Genomic DNA, 14,879 nt, shown 5'->3' on the forward strand with positions numbered 1-14,879 from the left:
TCCGGCGCCTCAGCGCGCGACCTCGCGCTGCCAGCGGCTGACCCAGGCCGGCATGCCGCGGGCCACCGCCGCCGGGTCGGGCAGCCACAGTTCGTCGAAGTGCTTGCCCACCGCCACGATCCGCGACGCCTTCTCCGACAGCTGGACCTCGGTATTGACCGGCCCCGCGTACTTTTTCTCGGCGAAGCAGGTCTGCACCTCCTTGGACAAGAGCGCGTCTATGTACTGAGTGGCCAGGTCGGGGTTCTTGCTGCCCTTGGGAATCGCCACCGAAGGCAGGATGCCCACCGCCCCTTCCTCGGGATAGACCACCGCCAGCGGCAGGCCGCTGTCTATGGCCGACCCGGCGCGGTCCGAGTACCAGACGGCCACGGCGATTTCCTTGCGTTCGAACAGGGACACGATCTGGTCGGCCTGCGTATACAGCAATGCCGAGGCCTTCGCCAGCGGCGCGATGGCGGCGAAGCCCGCGTCGAGATTGTCCAGCGTGCCGCCGCGCATCCGGTTCAGCGCCAGCAGGAACTGCGAACCTGCCGTGCCGCTGATGTCGCCGATGGCCAGCTTGCCTTCGTATGCGGGGTCGGCAAGGTCGTTCCAGGACTTGGGCGGCGTCTTGACCTGCGTGGTGTCGTAGACGATGACGGTGGACCCCGTCATGAAGCTCACGTAGTGCGGAGTATCGCCATCGAAGGCCGAGGGCGCCACCGCTTTCGCATTGGCGAGGCGGGCGCGGTCGATGGGTTCCAGCAGATTCTCATTCTTCAGTTGGGTGGCGAGCGAATTGTCGAGGTACACCACGTCGAAGTCAGACTTGCCTCCCGTGGCGCGGACCGCGGCCGCGAACTGGGCCGAACTGCCCAGCTTGGTGCGCACCCGGGCGCCCGTTTTCTTTTCGAAAGCCTTGATCTGGCATTCGCGCGATGCGTCCAGGAACGAACCGCCGAATAGACCCACCACCAGGTCGGCCGCCTGCGCATTGCCGCCCCAACCGCACATACCGACCATGGCGGCGCATGCAAGCGCCTTGGAAATCCTGACGTCCATGAAACCTCCTCGCGAGAAGATGGGCCCGGGCCTCTACCTGAAGACAATCAGGCACGGATCCCCGGTATCTGGTGCTTTTCAGCAATTTATCTTTCTGAAAAGATAAATTCAATGAGGGTTTTCACGCTGCTTGCAAAGGCTGTCGGGAATGCGTTAAATGCTTCTCCAGACAGGACAGACCCGGCGATCCCGGACGCATCCATGACGCATCGCGACAACCCGACGCAAGCCGCGGCCGACGCCGCCACGCCCTATTCCCACCTGAATCCCGACGACGATCTCATCGGCCGCGGCATCGCGCAGTGGCGACGCGAGCGGCCGGACATCGACAGCTCGGGCAAGGAGGTCGTGGGCCGCCTGATCCGGCTCGAGGAAGTGGTGCTGCGCGCCATCAACGCCTCGCAGGAACCGTATGGCCTGAAGTACATCGAATACGCGGTGCTGACCACCTTGCGGGTGGACGGCGCGCCTTATTGCCTGGCGCCCTCGCAATTGCAGGCGCGGCTATTGTGCAGTTCAGGCGGCCTGTCCAACATTCTCAAGCGACTGGAAAGCCAGGGCCTGGTGCGCCGCGAGGTGGACAAAGCCGACCGCCGCGGCGTGCAGGTCACGCTGACCACCAAGGGCAAGCACTTGGCCGACAAAGCCATGCCCGCGCATGCGCAGGCCGAACAGGACCTGCTCGCCATGTTCACGCCGCAGGAGCGCGACACGCTGGCGCGGCTGCTCAGCCGCATGCTGGTGGCCAACGCCCCCGAACTGGGCCAAGCGCCCGAAGCCGACGCCTGACGCGATCCAAGGGCGATAAAAAACCGGCCCAGTGGCCGGTTCGCGTCGAACGAGGAAGGCAAGGCCGCTCAGGCCGGGCCTTCCCATTCCGTGACGAATTCGCGGAAATCCGGACGATTGGCCGGCGGCACCCCGCAAGCCGGCGTGCCAATGGCCAGGAAACCCAGGAAGCGGTAGTCTAGGGCGTCCAGACCGAGCGCGTTCTGCACATCTTCCACATAGGTGCCGATGCCGGTGCTCCAGAACGCGGCGTAGCCCAGCATGTGCACGGCGTTCAGCAGGTTCATGGTAGCGGCGCCGGTGGCCAGCAGCTGCTCCTGCTCGGGGATCTTGGTGTTGTCGTGCGCGATCTTCTGCGCCACCGCGACGAACAGCGGCACGCTCGCCATCCATTCGCGCACGGACTTTTCCTTTTCCGGCGTCATGCGGGGGTCGCCACTGCGCTTGACGGCGTCCAGCGCCAGATCGGCCAGCTTGCCAATGGCCTCGCCGCGTATCACCACGAAACGCCACGGGCGCAAGGCGCCATGATCCGGCGCAGACATGGCGGCCTGCAGAATCTGTTCAAGCTCTTCGGGCTTGGGAGCCGGAGCGCGGAGGAACTTGAAGGAACGGCGGGAAATCAACGCATGCAGCGGCGTGGCGGTCTGGGTAACGGTCATGGATTCCTGGGCAAATAGGAAAGAAACATATTCTCATATTAAGCGATGAGCGCGGCCGGGGGCCCGATCCCCCGGCGCGCAGCAAGGGCATCCGCCCCGCCTCAGCCCAAATGCGTATGCCGTTCGTGGCGCTCTTCAACCTGCATCTCGTTCAGGCCGTGCAGGATGCCGCAATTTTCCGCATCGGGCTGGGCCGACAGGCAGCGCTGGCGCAGATCGGTCAGCTGGGACTTCAGCTGCGTGAGTTCGGCGATGCGCTCGTCCACGTGGGAAATGTGCTCGTCGAACAGTTCGTTAATGGGGCCACATCCGCTCTGGTGGTTGTCCGCCAGGGACAGGATGGCGCGGATTTCGTCCTGCGTCATGTCCAGCGCCCGACAGTTGCGGATCAGCCGCAGCCGTTCAAGATGGGGTTGCCCGTAACTGCGGTAGTTGTTCAGGCCCCGTTCCGGGGCGGGCAGCAGCCCTTCCTTCTCGTAATACCTGACGGTCTCGACCGTGGTGCCGGTCGCCGTGGCCAATTCGCCGATACGCATCGTTGCCTCCCGGATCGCATCCGAATGATATTGGGGGTTGACCCTATAGTAACTCCAAGGTGTGCAATAGCGTCACCAGCATATTTCAAGGCAGAGGACGATGTCTTTACCTCCGGTCAAACAACACGAACATGCAACCGCCGGACACGGCGGCGCCTGCTGCGTACAGGATGGCGAATCGCGCGCCCGCGAGGGTCACGACCACGCGGCGCACGATCACTCCGGCCATGGCCACGAGCACGGCCGCCCGGCCGAACGCCACGCCGAGGCCTCATGCTGCGGCCACGACCACGCCGCCCAGCCCTTCACGGTATCGGACACCGGCGCGGCCGCGCTCAGCGCCGGCCCCGGCCAGTCGCTGGCGCGCCTGCGCATCGGCCAGATGGACTGCCCCACCGAGGAAACGCTGATCCGCAAGAAACTGGACAACATGGACGGCGTGCACGCGCTGGACTTCAACCTGATGCAGCGCGTCCTGACGGTGGTGCACGCCGAGGGCGCGCTGGACCGCATCATGGCCGCGATCCGGTCGCTGGACATGACGCCCGAACCCCTGGGCGAAGGCGCGGCGCGCACGCCCGCTCCCGCCGCCAAACCCGTGAACTGGTGGCTGATCGGCAGCGCGGGCGTGCTGGCGGCGCTGTCCGAACTGTCGCATTTCGCGGGCTGGCCGCTGGGCGTCACCGCGGCCCTGGCCGTGGCCGCCATCCTCGCCTGCGGCGTCACCACCTACCGCAAGGGCTGGATCGCCGTGCGCAACGGCAACCTCAACATCAACGCGCTGATGAGCATCGCCGTGACGGGCGCGGTGCTGATCGGCCAGTGGCCCGAGGCGGCCATGGTGATGTTCCTTTTCAATGTGGCCGAGCTGATCGAAGCCCGCTCGCTGGACCGTGCGCGCCACGCCATCCGCGGCCTGCTCGACCTGGCGCCGGAAACCGCCACGGTGCGCCAGGCGGACGGCGGCTGGGCGGAAGTGCCGGCCGCCAGCCTGCGCGTGGGCGACGTGGTGCGGGTGCGGCCGGGCGAACGCATCGCGGCCGACGGCGTCATCGTCAGCGGCAGTTCAGCCGTGGACCAATCGCCCATTACGGGTGAAAGCCTGCCCGTGGAAAAGACGCAGGACGATCCCGTCTACGCTGCCACCGTGAACGCCTCCGGTTCATTCGAATATCGCGTTACCGCGGCCGCCGGCAACACCACGCTGGCGCGCATCATCCACGCGGTCGAGCAGGCCCAGGGTGCCCGCGCCCCGACCCAGCGCTTCATCGACCGTTTTTCGCGCATCTACACCCCGGTGGTGGTGGGCATCGCGGCGCTGGTGGCCCTGGCGCCTCCGCTGCTGTGGGGGCAGCCCTGGTACGACGCGATCTACCGCGCGCTGGCGCTGCTCATCATCGCCTGCCCCTGCGCACTGGTGATATCCACGCCGGTCAGCATCGTGAGCGGGCTTACCGCCGCCTCGCGCCGCGGCATCCTGGTCAAGGGCGGCGTCTATCTGGAAGAAGGCCGCAACCTGAAATGGCTGGCGCTGGACAAGACCGGCACGCTCACCCACGGCCAGCCGGTGCAGACCGACATGCAGGATTGGGAAGCGTCCGATCTGAGCCGCCAGCCCGCCGCGCTGGTCGCCGCCAGCCTGGCCGCGCGTTCTGACCACCCGGTCTCGCTGGCCGTGGCCAACGCGGCGCGCGACGCCGGCAAGGCCTTGCTGGACGTGGCCGATTTCGCCGCCCTGCCCGGACGCGGCGTATCCGGCGCCATCGACGGCGTCACCTTCCAATTGGGCAACCTGCGCCTGATGCGCGAAGCGGGCGTCGCCAGCGACGCGCTGGAAGCCCGCATGGGCGAACTGGAGCGCCAGGGCAAGAGCGTCATCGCGCTGACCGACGGCAGCCGGGTGCTGGCGCTGGCCGCCGTGGCCGACACCGTCAAGCCGACCAGCGCCTCCGCCATCGCCGACCTGCACGCCCTGGGCGTGCGCACGCTGATGCTGACCGGAGACAACACGCCCACGGCGCAGGCGATCGCGCGCCAGGTCGGCATCGACGAGGCGCGCGGCGATCAACTGCCCGAAGACAAGCTGGCCGCCATCGAAAGCAAGCTGGCGCCCGAAGGCCGCGTCGGCATGGTGGGCGACGGCATCAACGACGCCCCCGCGCTGGCCCGCGCCGACATCGGCTTCGCCATGGGCGCGGCAGGCACCGGCACCGCCATCGAAACCGCCGACGTGGCGCTGATGGACGACGATCTGCGCAAGATCGGCGTGTTCCTGCGCCTGTCCCGCGCCACGCACAGCGTGCTGGTGCAGAACATCACGCTGGCGCTGGGTATCAAAGTGGTGTTCCTGGCGCTGGCCATGACCGGCAACGCCACGCTGTGGATGGCGGTATTCGCCGACGTGGGCGCCAGCCTGCTGGTGGTGGCCAACGGCTTGCGGCTGCTGAAGGCGGCTCCCGCCGAAACGAGGTAAACCGCCGGGCAGGCGCGGCCGCTCAGCCCGCCTGCTCTTCCTGCGGCCAGTCGCGCAGCACGGGCGCATCCGGCGCGCCCGGGCCGACATCGCGCAGATGGTCCTTTTGCAGCAACGCCATGCGATAGGCGTCGCGGTAGGCGCCGTTGGAGAAGAACTCTTCCTTCAGCAGGCCCTCGATGCGGAAGCCGCAGCGTTCGTAGATATGGACGGCTGCGCTGTTTTCCTTGTCGACCACCAGATACACCTTGTGCAGGTTCAGCACGCGGAAGGCATAGCCGACCGCGATGCGGGTAGCGGCCTTGGCGTAGCCCCGGCCCTGATAGCTGGGAGCGATGATGATCTGGAATTCCGCGCGGCGGTGGATGTAGTCGATCTCCACCAGTTCGACCAGGCCGGCCGGCTGGCCGGTGTCGTGCTCGATGATGAAGCGCCGTTCGTTCTGGTCGTGCAGGTGGCGGTCGTACAGGGCGACCAGTTCGTCGTAGGCCTCGTAGGGCTCTTCGAACCAGTAACGCATGATCACGTCGTTATTGTTGATCTTGTGCACGAAGTGCAGGTCGCCGCGTTCCAGCGGGCGAATTTTGATATCGGATATGACCGACATGGATACCTCCGGAAGTCGCTCCATTCTATTCCTTGCCCGTCCCGCCATTTTCGGAGAATTCTGATTTCCGCGCCCTCCTCAGCCTTCCGCGAACGCCGGCAGGCGCAGCGCGATGCGCCGCATGACCTCATTTGCGGCGGACGACAGCGGCCTGCCCAGGCGCAGCAGCGCCTGGCACTCCGGCGCGCTCAGGATCGGGTGTTCGATAGGAATCGCAACCAGTTCACCGCTCGCCAGCTCATGATGCACCCCCAGATTGGGCATCAGCGTCACGCCCGCCCCCGTCATCGCGTACTGCTTGAGCACGCGCAGCGAATTGGTGGTGAGGCTGGGCGTCAGATGGACCCGTTCGGTGAATTCCAGCAGATCGACGGCCTGGCGCAGCCCGTAGGGCGATGACATCAGCGCGAACGGAAACGGCAGGATGTCCGTGATGGTGAGCGGCCCGCGCCGCGCGGCCAGAGCATGCCCGGGACCGGCCAGCAGGCAGACCGGGTGCTTGCGGCTGGCGCGGCAGCGCAGCCGCGGATCCACGGGCGGGTTGTAGGCCAGGCCGATGTGCGCGGCGTCGGTCGCCACGGCTTCGACCACCTCGTTCACCGATCCCACGTTGACGCTGATGTTGATCTGCGGGTATTCGATGCAGAACGGCCCGACCACGTGCTCCATCAGGCTGTCGATGAAGCCTTCGCTGATCATCAGGTGGACGCTGCCGCGCTGCATGCCGCGCCATTCCTGCAGGCGCGCGTTCAGGTGCTCCTGCTGCGCGCGACAGCCCCGGTAGTACTCCAGCAGCATGTCGGCCGCCTCGGTGGGCGCCAGCCCGCGCGAGCGCCGCTCGAACAACTGCACGCCCAGTTCCTTCTCCAGCAGCTGGATCTGCCGGCTGATGACGGAGGCGGCCGTGTCGAGCTTGTCCGCCGCCCCCCGTATCGATCCGCAAGCCACGACCTCGTGGAAGTATTTCAGGCGAGCCTGGCTGATTTCTTGCATATCCCCGTACTCCTGAGGCGCGCGGCCGTGCAATGCGTGATGATCCGCCCTGCGTTGCCTGCAGGGCAACGATAATTTATCACCCAGGTCATTGTTTGGAACGCCCCATCTCCCAATAATGGCGGCGCCGGGCCCCTCGACGCGCCCGGCGCCATCACCAGCCACCGCGGGCGCAGACCCGTGCAGGAGACATGCAATGCCACATCCGACCACGCCGGGCACCGACCCGCGCCTGGCTCCCCTATACCGCAAGATCACCTGGCGCCTGCTGCCCTTCTTGCTGCTCTGCTACGTTTTTGCCTACCTGGACCGCATCAACATCGGCTTCGCCAAGCTGCAGATGCAGCAGGACATCGGCATCTCCGACGCCGTCTACGGCCTGGGCGCGGGCATTTTCTTCCTGGGCTACGTCCTGTTCGAAGTGCCCAGCAATCTCTTGCTGACGCGCATCGGCGCGCGCCGCACGATCAGCCGCATCATGGTGCTGTGGGGCCTGACCTCCGCCTCGATGCTGTTCGTGCAGGGCGAATGGAGCTTCTACGCGCTGCGTTTCATGCTGGGCGTGTTCGAGGCAGGCTTTGCGCCCGGCATGATCTTCTACCTGACCTACTGGTACTCGCAGTCCCGCATGGCCGGCGTCATGGCGGTCGTGATGCTGGCCGGTCCCATCGGCGGCATCGTGGGCGGCCCGCTGTCCGCCTGGATCATGACCGCCTTCTCGGGCGCGCACGGCCTGGACGGCTGGCAATGGATGTTCCTGCTGGAAGGCCTGCCCTGTGTGCTGCTGGGCGTGCTGGCTTTCCGCTACCTCGACGACAAGCCGGCCGAGGCCCGCTGGCTCAGCGCCGGAGAAAAGGCGCTGCTGGCGGCCGACCTGGAAACGCGCGGCGCGCAGCAGAAGCACGCATTCGCGCAGGTGCTGCGCGACCCTGCCATCTACGGCATGGCGCTGACGTACTTCTGCCTGATCTGCGGCATCTACGCCGTCAGCTTCTGGCTGCCCACCCTGCTCAAGCTGGCGGGCGTGCAGGACACGATGGAAATCGGCCTGTATTCGGCGATTCCGTATGTGGCGGCGGCGCTTTTCATGCTGTGGTTCGCGCGCAGTTCGGACCGCATGCAGGAGCGGCGCTGGCATACGCTGGTGCCCGCCCTGATGGCCGGCCTGTCCCTCTGCGTGGCTACCGCCGCCCCGACGCAATTCGCGCTTTCCCTGGCCGCGATCACGCTGGCCACGGGGTTCATGTGGGCCGCATACACGGTATTCTGGGCAATCCCTTCACAATACCTGAAAGGAGAGGCGGCGGCCGGCGGCATCGCCCTCATCAACAGCATCGGCTTGCTGGGCGGATTCCTCAGCCCATCGATCATCGGCTGGTCCAAGGCAGCCACGGGCTCGCTGGCTGGCGGCCTGTACGTGATCTCCGCCTTGCTGGTGGCCGGGGCCCTGCTCCTGCTCGTGAACCGCCCGCCCCGGCCCGCGCCCGCCCGCGCCTGACGTCCAACCCACAGGAAACCCATCATGCACATTCTGGTTGCTGGCTTCCAGCACGAAACCAACACTTTCGCGCCGTCCCTGGCCGGGTACGAGAACTTCGTCCGCGGCGAAGGCTTCCCGGCCATGGTGCGCGGCGAAGACATGCTGGCGCTGCGCGAGGTCAACATTCCCGCCGGCGGCTTCATCAACGCCGCGCTGGCTCAGGGCCACACGGTGCGCACCGTGATCTGGGCGGGCGCCAGCCCGTCGGCCCACGTCACCCGCGACGCCTACGAACGGATCGCCGGAGAGATCCTGGATGCCGCCCGCGCCGGCCCCTATGACGCCGTCTACCTGGATCTGCACGGCGCGATGGTCGCCCAGCACCTGGACGACGGCGAAGGCGAGCTGCTGGCGCGCATGCGCGAGATCGTCGGGCCGGACGTGCCGGTGATCGCCAGCCTGGACCTGCACGCCAACGTCACCGCGCAAATGCTGCAGGCCGCCGACGGCTTGGCCGCGTTCCGCACCTATCCGCACGTGGACATGGCGGATACCGGAAAACACGCGGCGCGGCTGCTGCAGGCCCGCATCGCCGCCGGCGACGGCTGGCGCCGCAGCGAGCGCCGCCTGCCCTTCCTGATCCCGATCAACGGCATGTGCACGATGCTGGAGCCGTCGCGAGGCGTCTACGACCTGCTGGCGCAACTGGAGCAGACGCCGGGCGTGGCATCGATTTCGTTCGCACCGGGCTTTCCCGCGGCGGACTTCCCGGAATGCGGGCCGGTAGTGTGGGCCTACGGCACCGACGCCGGGGCGGTCGAACGCGTAACGGAAACGCTCTATCAGCGCGTGCTGGAATTGGAACCGCAATGGTCGCCCGATTTCCTCGAGCCTGCCGAGGCCGTGCGCCGCGCGCAGGCGCTGGCGGCGGGCGCGGCGCGTCCGGTGGTGATCGCCGACACGCAGGACAATCCGGGCGCGGGCGGCGACGCCAACACCACCGGCATGCTACGCGCGCTGGTCGAGGCCGACGCGCAGAACGCCGCGCTGGGACTCTTTTATGACCCCGAAGCCGTGCGCCAGGCCACCGAAGCGGGGCTCGGCAAGCAGGTCCGGCTGAAGCTGGGCGGCCAGTCCGGCGTGGCCGGCGACGCCGCGTTCGAAGGCGAGTTCACGGTGGAAACGCTATCGCCCGGCAAGCTGCGCTTCGACGGGCCGATGATGAACGGCATGGACGTGGACCTGGGCGCCGTGGCGGGCCTGCGGATCGGCGGCGTGCGGGTCGTGGTCAGCGCCACCAAATCGCAGATGCTGGACCGCAACCTGTTCCGCGTCGGCGGCGTGCAGCCCGAGGAAATGGGCATCCTGGTCGTAAAGAGTTCCGTGCACTTCCGCGCGGACTTCCAGCCCATCGCGCACGAAGTGCTGGTGGCGAAGGCACCTGGCCCCATGCAGGCCGATCCGGCCGACCTGCCCTGGACCCGCCTGCAGCCGGGCATGCGGATCAAGCCGCTGGGCCGGGCGTTCTCGTACTGAAGGCCGGCGCCCCGCCGGTTTGGCTTTCGCGCATCGAAATGGCAGACTGGCGGCATGAAGAAAATCTTCACGCTCGCCTATCCCTGCCTCTCCGCGCCGGACGCCGGGTTCATCGAGGACTTCCGGCGTCAGCACGACGGCCAGCACCCGCTGACGAAAGCGCATTTCACGATAGCGTTTGGCTGCGCCGGGATCGACGAACAGGCGTACCTCAAGCACGTCGAAGAGGTCGCCCGTTCGCTGGGGCCTATTTCCTTCGCGTGCAGGTACGCCATGCTGGGCGCCGACGCGGCGCAGGCCTACGCCTACCTGGTTCCCGACGAAGGCTACAGCGGGCTGTCGCGCCTGCATGACGCCGCCTACCGCCAGTTGCTGGCTCCCACCTTGCGTCTGGACATTCCCTACGTGCCGCACATCACCATCGGCTCATCCAGCAACCGCGCACTGATGAAATCCCTGTGCGACGAACTGAACCGGGGCAATATCGACATTCGTGGTTCGGTGGACCGCCTGACGGTGGCAGCCCTGGAAAACGGCGTGCTGACCGACCTGACCTCGTCGGCGCTCGTCGGCTGAGGCGGCGCGCGCCGCCCCGTGCCCGCGGGGCCCGCCGGCTACTTCAGCTTGCCTTGCGGGCTGACGAAATCCTCCAGCGTCAGCCCTTTTTCCTTCAGGATGGCCTCGAGCAGCGGTTGCAGCTTGCCCAGGCTTTCCTGGACGGTTTCACGCACCGTGTCGACCACCACCTGCGTGCTGCGCTCGATCTCGATGTTGACGGCATCGCCCGCCTGCTTGTCTTCGAAGACCGTCATGCGGCGGGTTTCGGGAATCAGCCAGACCTCGAACCAGCCTTCCGCGCGGTTGACTTCCGACACGGTCAGGCTGGCGCCGTTGATGGCGATGTAGCCTTTGGCGAAGACATATTTACGGAAATCCTGGGGGATGCTGAAGCGCATCAAGCGATTGGTGTCCGAAGACTTCACCATCAGGACTTCGGCGGTGAAGTCCACGTGGCCGGACAGCGGATGGCCGCCGATCTCGGCGCCATCCTTCGCGGCGCGCTCGACGTTGGCGCGGTCGCCTTCCTGGTAGCCGCCCAGCGTGGTGATCGCCAGGCTCTGCAGCATGACGTCGAAGGTGGCCTGGTTCTCGCCTAGCAGTTCGGTGACGGTGAGGCAGACGCCGTCGGTCGACACGCTGGCGCCCACCGCCAGATCCGCGCAGAATCCCGGCGGAAAATCCAGCGTGAACGTGCGCAGGCCCTCGCGATCGGAGATCTTCGCGATCTTCGCGGTGCCTTGGACAATACCTGTGAACATACGAATCCTGGAAGCGGGCGCGGCGGCCCCTGCAAGCAAAACATCAACGTTAACCGATATTTTGCCAGGGTCCGCCGCGGCGTCCTTCCCGAGCCGGAGGGCTCAGTGCTTGATGGCGATGGTCTTCAGCGTGGTGAAGCCATAGAGCGCCTCGAAGCCCTTCTCGCGGCCGTAGCCCGACTGGCGCGAACCGCCGAACGGCAGTTCCACGCCGCCGCCCGCGCCGTAGTTGTTGATGAAGACCTGGCCGGCGCGCAGCTTGCGGGCCAGGCGCAGCTGGCGGCCGCCGTCGCGGGTCCAAACGCCGGCCACCAAGCCATACAGCGTGCCGTTGGCGATTTCCAGCGCTTCTTCCTCGGTATCGAACACCATGGCGGCCAGCACCGGGCCGAAGACTTCTTCCTGCGCCAGGCGGCTGTCGGACGGCACGTCGCGGAACAGCACCGGCGGCTGGTAGAAGCCGGCCTCGGGCGTACCTTCCTTGAGCTTGCCGCGGGCGGCGACCTTCATGCCGGCGCTTTCCGCTTCGGCCAGGAAGCCGCGCACGCGGTCCTGCTGGCGGGCGTTGATCAGCGGACCGACGTCGAGATCCGCCGCCGCCGGCCCGGTGACCGTGGCGGAGAACGCGTCCGACAGGCGCTTGAGCACGGTTTCATACACGCCGCGCTGGATCAGCACGCGGCTGCCGGCCGAGCAGGTCTGGCCCGCGTTCTGGATGATGGCGGCCAGCAACACCGGCAAGGCGGCGTCCAGGTCGGCGTCGTCGAACACGATCTGGGGCGACTTGCCGCCCAGTTCCAGGGTGACCGGCACATGGTTTTCGGCGGCGGCGTGCGCCACCATCTTGCCCGTCTGCGGCGAACCCGTGAACGAAATGTGGTCGATGCCGGGATGCGCCGAAAGCGCCGCGCCCGCTTCGTGGCCGTAGCCGGTGCAGATGTTCAGGGCGCCGGCGGGCAGGCCCGCTTCGGCGGCAATCTCCGCCAGCTTCAGGAGCGACAGGCAGGCGTCTTCGGCGGGCTTGACCACGCAGGCGTTGCCGGCGGCCAGCGCCGCGCCCACGCTGCGGCCGAAGATCTGCAAGGGGTAGTTCCAGGGCACGATATGACCGGTGACGCCATGCGGCTCGCGCACCGTCAGGACCGTAAAGCCCGGGTTGTAGGGAATGGTCTCGCCGTGCAGCTTGTCGACCGCGCCGGCGTAGAACTCGAAGTAGCGGGCTACGGCGGCGGCGTCGGCGCGCGCCTGCTTGATGGGCTTGCCAGTGTCGGCCGACTCCAGCTGCGCCAGCTCTTCCTGGCGGTCCAGCAGCGCGAAGGCGATCCGCATGAGCAGGCGGCTGCGCGCGGCGGGCGCCATCTGGCCCCACTCGCCTTCGTAGGCCTCGCGGGCCGCCGTCACGGCATGGTCGATGTCGGCCTGGCCCGAACGCGCGATCGCCTCGAACGGCTTGCCATCGGACGGGTTCAGGACAGGAATGGTTTCACCGGTGGCCGCGGCCACCCATTGGTTGGCGATAAAGTTCTTCTGAGTCACGATGTGCGGAGTAAAGTAGCGGCCGGACGGCCGGTTGCGGGAAGGACGTAAACGGTGTTGCGCGATCGGACCAAGTTACGGGAGCCGCCAACAACTTGTCAATTGAATTGACAGCTTTTGTCCCAAGAGTCAGGATATTTTCCTGTCGTATCGGGTTATCCCTAATAATTCAGCGATTTAACGGCCCCCCGGACTTGTCATGGCAACTGACAAACCGGGTCTTATATGAATCAGGAGCGCGCCGATGAGCAATGTGCGTGACCCGCAGCTGGCATCGCTGCTGGAAGCCGCGAACCGGCCCCGTCCGGAACTGGACGTGCTGGCGGAAGTGGCGTCGGGCCTCGGCTACGTGCGCGCCGAGCGCTTTGCCGAACGCGTGTACGAAAGCCTGTTCTACGCGATCGCCACGGGCAAGATCGCGCCCGGCAGCAAGCTGCCCACCGAACTGGAACTAGCGGCGCTGTTCGAGGTGTCGCGCCCGGTGGTTCGGCAGGCGCTGGACCGGCTGCGTGAAGACCAGTTGGTGGATTCCATCCGCGGCTCGGGCTCCTATGTGCGCGCCAAGCCCGACCTGATGGGCGGCATGCCCGCGGTGGATCCGGCGCGCCGGGTCGGCCACATCCTGGAAGGCCTGGAGCTGCGCATGGTGATCGAGCCCGAATGCGCCTACCTGGCCGCCTTGCGCCGCACCGACGACGACCTGCGCGAAATGGACCGCATGCTGACCGGCTACGAAGAAGCCGACGCCTCCGGCGCCATCGCCCACCATCACGATTACGGCTTCCACCGCGCCGTTGCGGCGGCCACCGGCAACCAGCGTTTCGTGCAGGTGCTGAAATCGCTGGAGTACGACGTCAGCCACGCGGTGAACGTCATGCGCCACCTGGTCCACAGCGAGCCCTGGAAACGCACCCGCGCCGCCATCGACGAACACCGCCATATCTACCGGCTGATCCAGGAACAGGATGCCGAAGGCGCGCGCAACGTCATGCGCGCCCATATTGAAAAAGCCCGCAGCCGCATGTTGAACAGCGGCCCGGAACATTAAGCAGGAAACCCACTACCCATGTCATCGCAACGCCCGTCACCGAACCTGGACCAGCAACTCGTCATCGTCACCGGCGCCAGCCGCGGCCTGGGCGCCGCTATCGCGCAAGCCTTCCTGCGTGAAGGCGCCAAGGTCGTCATCAACTACCTAAACAGCGCCGACCGCGCGCAGGCCCTGGCCGCCACCGCGCCCGGCCGCGCGCTGGCGCTGCAAGCCGACGTGCGCGACGCGGCCGCCGTCGCCGCCATGGTCGCGCAGGCCAGCGAGCATTTCGGCCAACCCGTCGGCACGGTCGTCAACAACGCCCTGCCCGCTTTCCAGTTCAATGGCGATGCGCGCCCCCATGCCGACACGCTGGACTGGGCCCAGATGAACGCGCAGATCGAAGGCAGCGTGCGCGCCGCGCTGAACACGACGCAGGCCGTCCTGCCGGGCATGCGCGCCGCCGGCGGCGGGCGCATCGTCAACGTAGGCACCAACCTGGTCCAGAACCCGGTCGTGCCCTACCATGACTACACCGCCGCCAAGGCGGCGCTGCTGGCCTTCACCCGCACCCTGTCGCATGAACTGGGCGCGGACGGCATAACGGTCAATATGGTTTCGGGCGGCCTGCTGCGCACCACCGACGCCTCCGCGGCCACGCCCGACGCGGTGTTCGACATGATCGCGGCGGGCACCCCGTTGCGCGAGGTCACCACGCCCGCGCAGTTCGCGGATGCCGTGCTGTTCTTCGCCAGCCCCTGGTCGCGGGCCGTGACGGGCCAGAACCTGATCGTGGACGGCGGACTGGTAAAGGGCTAAGGGGCTGAGAGGCCGCCCCCCGGCGGCGGCCCCTCTTACTAAATATGGGAATCCC

Annotated in this window: 14 protein-coding genes; 7 read left to right on the top strand and 7 right to left on the bottom strand. The window is 66.9% G+C overall.

Annotated elements, in window-relative coordinates:
• Positions 1-9: 9 nt before the first annotated feature.
• Entirely contained in the window at positions 10-1,044 is a 1,035-nt protein-coding gene (locus AGI3411_RS12055; RefSeq protein WP_129527607.1) for an ABC transporter substrate-binding protein, read from the bottom strand.
• A 201-nt stretch (positions 1,045-1,245) separates the two neighbouring features.
• Between AGI3411_RS12055 and AGI3411_RS12060 the strand changes: the two genes are divergently transcribed.
• On the top strand, positions 1,246-1,833 hold the full coding sequence (locus AGI3411_RS12060) for a MarR family winged helix-turn-helix transcriptional regulator (protein ID WP_129527608.1): 588 nt from the start codon (positions 1,246-1,248) through the stop codon (positions 1,831-1,833).
• Between the two features lie 68 nt (positions 1,834-1,901).
• Here AGI3411_RS12060 and AGI3411_RS12065 read toward each other — a convergent pair whose 3' ends face one another.
• Together AGI3411_RS12065 and cadR are read right to left on the bottom strand one after the other, a co-directional pair.
• On the bottom strand, positions 1,902-2,495 hold the full coding sequence (locus tag AGI3411_RS12065; RefSeq protein WP_129527609.1) for a nitroreductase family protein: 594 nt from the start codon (positions 2,493-2,495) through the stop codon (positions 1,902-1,904).
• Between the two features lie 101 nt (positions 2,496-2,596).
• Positions 2,597-3,031: a Cd(II)/Pb(II)-responsive transcriptional regulator gene (gene cadR / locus AGI3411_RS12070; protein WP_129527610.1), complete on the bottom strand. Its 435-nt coding sequence runs from the start codon at positions 3,029-3,031 to the stop codon at positions 2,597-2,599.
• A 100-nt stretch (positions 3,032-3,131) separates the two neighbouring features.
• Between cadR and AGI3411_RS12075 the strand changes: the two genes are divergently transcribed.
• Complete coding sequence (locus AGI3411_RS12075; RefSeq protein WP_425265339.1) at positions 3,132-5,504, top strand: heavy metal translocating P-type ATPase; 2,373 nt, start codon at positions 3,132-3,134, stop codon at positions 5,502-5,504.
• Between the two features lie 22 nt (positions 5,505-5,526).
• On the opposite strand, the gene speG is transcribed toward AGI3411_RS12075, so the two are convergent.
• Together speG and AGI3411_RS12085 are read right to left on the bottom strand one after the other, a co-directional pair.
• Positions 5,527-6,111: a spermidine N1-acetyltransferase gene (speG, locus tag AGI3411_RS12080; RefSeq protein WP_043545604.1), complete on the bottom strand. Its 585-nt coding sequence runs from the start codon at positions 6,109-6,111 to the stop codon at positions 5,527-5,529.
• 78 nt (positions 6,112-6,189) lie between these two features.
• The gene (locus tag AGI3411_RS12085; protein ID WP_129527611.1) at positions 6,190-7,104 is read right to left on the bottom strand and encodes a LysR family transcriptional regulator; all 915 of its coding nucleotides are present in this window, start codon (positions 7,102-7,104) and stop codon (positions 6,190-6,192) included.
• 196 nt (positions 7,105-7,300) lie between these two features.
• On the opposite strand from AGI3411_RS12085, the gene AGI3411_RS12090 reads away from it, so the two are divergent.
• From AGI3411_RS12090 to AGI3411_RS12100, 3 genes are read left to right on the top strand one after another with little or no spacing between them, the layout of a single operon-like run.
• Positions 7,301-8,602 (top strand): MFS transporter, encoded by a 1,302-nt coding sequence (locus AGI3411_RS12090; protein ID WP_129527612.1) that lies wholly within the window; start codon positions 7,301-7,303, stop codon positions 8,600-8,602.
• Positions 8,603-8,626: 24 nt separating this feature from the next.
• Positions 8,627-10,120, top strand: a complete 1,494-nt coding sequence (locus AGI3411_RS12095) for a M81 family metallopeptidase (RefSeq protein WP_129527613.1) — start codon at positions 8,627-8,629, stop codon at positions 10,118-10,120.
• Between the two features lie 54 nt (positions 10,121-10,174).
• The gene (locus AGI3411_RS12100) at positions 10,175-10,696 is read left to right on the top strand and encodes a 2'-5' RNA ligase family protein (protein ID WP_129527614.1); all 522 of its coding nucleotides are present in this window, start codon (positions 10,175-10,177) and stop codon (positions 10,694-10,696) included.
• Between the two features lie 38 nt (positions 10,697-10,734).
• Here AGI3411_RS12100 and AGI3411_RS12105 read toward each other — a convergent pair whose 3' ends face one another.
• Positions 10,735-11,439 (bottom strand): riboflavin synthase subunit alpha, encoded by a 705-nt coding sequence (locus AGI3411_RS12105; protein WP_129527615.1) that lies wholly within the window; start codon positions 11,437-11,439, stop codon positions 10,735-10,737.
• A 102-nt stretch (positions 11,440-11,541) separates the two neighbouring features.
• The gene (locus AGI3411_RS12110; protein ID WP_165359160.1) at positions 11,542-12,978 is read right to left on the bottom strand and encodes an aldehyde dehydrogenase family protein; all 1,437 of its coding nucleotides are present in this window, start codon (positions 12,976-12,978) and stop codon (positions 11,542-11,544) included.
• A gap of 241 nt (positions 12,979-13,219) precedes the next feature.
• Between AGI3411_RS12110 and AGI3411_RS12115 the strand changes: the two genes are divergently transcribed.
• Both AGI3411_RS12115 and AGI3411_RS12120 read left to right on the top strand, forming a co-directional pair.
• Positions 13,220-14,023, top strand: a complete 804-nt coding sequence (locus AGI3411_RS12115; RefSeq protein ID WP_129242046.1) for a FadR/GntR family transcriptional regulator — start codon at positions 13,220-13,222, stop codon at positions 14,021-14,023.
• 18 nt (positions 14,024-14,041) lie between these two features.
• Positions 14,042-14,824 (top strand): 3-oxoacyl-ACP reductase, encoded by a 783-nt coding sequence (locus tag AGI3411_RS12120; protein WP_129527617.1) that lies wholly within the window; start codon positions 14,042-14,044, stop codon positions 14,822-14,824.
• Positions 14,825-14,879 lie beyond the last annotated feature (55 nt).

Origin of the sequence: Achromobacter agilis, assembly GCF_900496965.1 — a bacterium.
Classification (GTDB): Bacteria; Pseudomonadota; Gammaproteobacteria; order Burkholderiales; family Burkholderiaceae_B; genus Achromobacter; species Achromobacter agilis.

Bases quoted from the DNA above. Each gene is read 5' to 3' on its own strand.
- AGI3411_RS12090 (WP_129527612.1), top strand. From the start codon at position 7,301: ATGCCACATCCGACCACGCCGGGCACCGACCCGCGCCTGGCTCCCCTA.
- AGI3411_RS12105 (WP_129527615.1), bottom strand. From the start codon at position 11,439: ATGTTCACAGGTATTGTCCAAGGCACCGCGAAGATCGCGAAGATCTCC.
- AGI3411_RS12100 (WP_129527614.1), top strand. From the start codon at position 10,175: ATGAAGAAAATCTTCACGCTCGCCTATCCCTGCCTCTCCGCGCCGGAC.
- AGI3411_RS12095 (WP_129527613.1), top strand. From the start codon at position 8,627: ATGCACATTCTGGTTGCTGGCTTCCAGCACGAAACCAACACTTTCGCG.
- cadR (WP_129527610.1), bottom strand. From the start codon at position 3,031: ATGCGTATCGGCGAATTGGCCACGGCGACCGGCACCACGGTCGAGACC.
- AGI3411_RS12055 (WP_129527607.1), bottom strand. From the start codon at position 1,044: ATGGACGTCAGGATTTCCAAGGCGCTTGCATGCGCCGCCATGGTCGGT.
- AGI3411_RS12120 (WP_129527617.1), top strand. From the start codon at position 14,042: ATGTCATCGCAACGCCCGTCACCGAACCTGGACCAGCAACTCGTCATC.
- AGI3411_RS12115 (WP_129242046.1), top strand. From the start codon at position 13,220: ATGAGCAATGTGCGTGACCCGCAGCTGGCATCGCTGCTGGAAGCCGCG.
- speG (WP_043545604.1), bottom strand. From the start codon at position 6,111: ATGTCGGTCATATCCGATATCAAAATTCGCCCGCTGGAACGCGGCGAC.
- AGI3411_RS12075 (WP_425265339.1), top strand. From the start codon at position 3,132: ATGTCTTTACCTCCGGTCAAACAACACGAACATGCAACCGCCGGACAC.
- AGI3411_RS12065 (WP_129527609.1), bottom strand. From the start codon at position 2,495: ATGACCGTTACCCAGACCGCCACGCCGCTGCATGCGTTGATTTCCCGC.
- AGI3411_RS12085 (WP_129527611.1), bottom strand. From the start codon at position 7,104: ATGCAAGAAATCAGCCAGGCTCGCCTGAAATACTTCCACGAGGTCGTG.
- AGI3411_RS12060 (WP_129527608.1), top strand. From the start codon at position 1,246: ATGACGCATCGCGACAACCCGACGCAAGCCGCGGCCGACGCCGCCACG.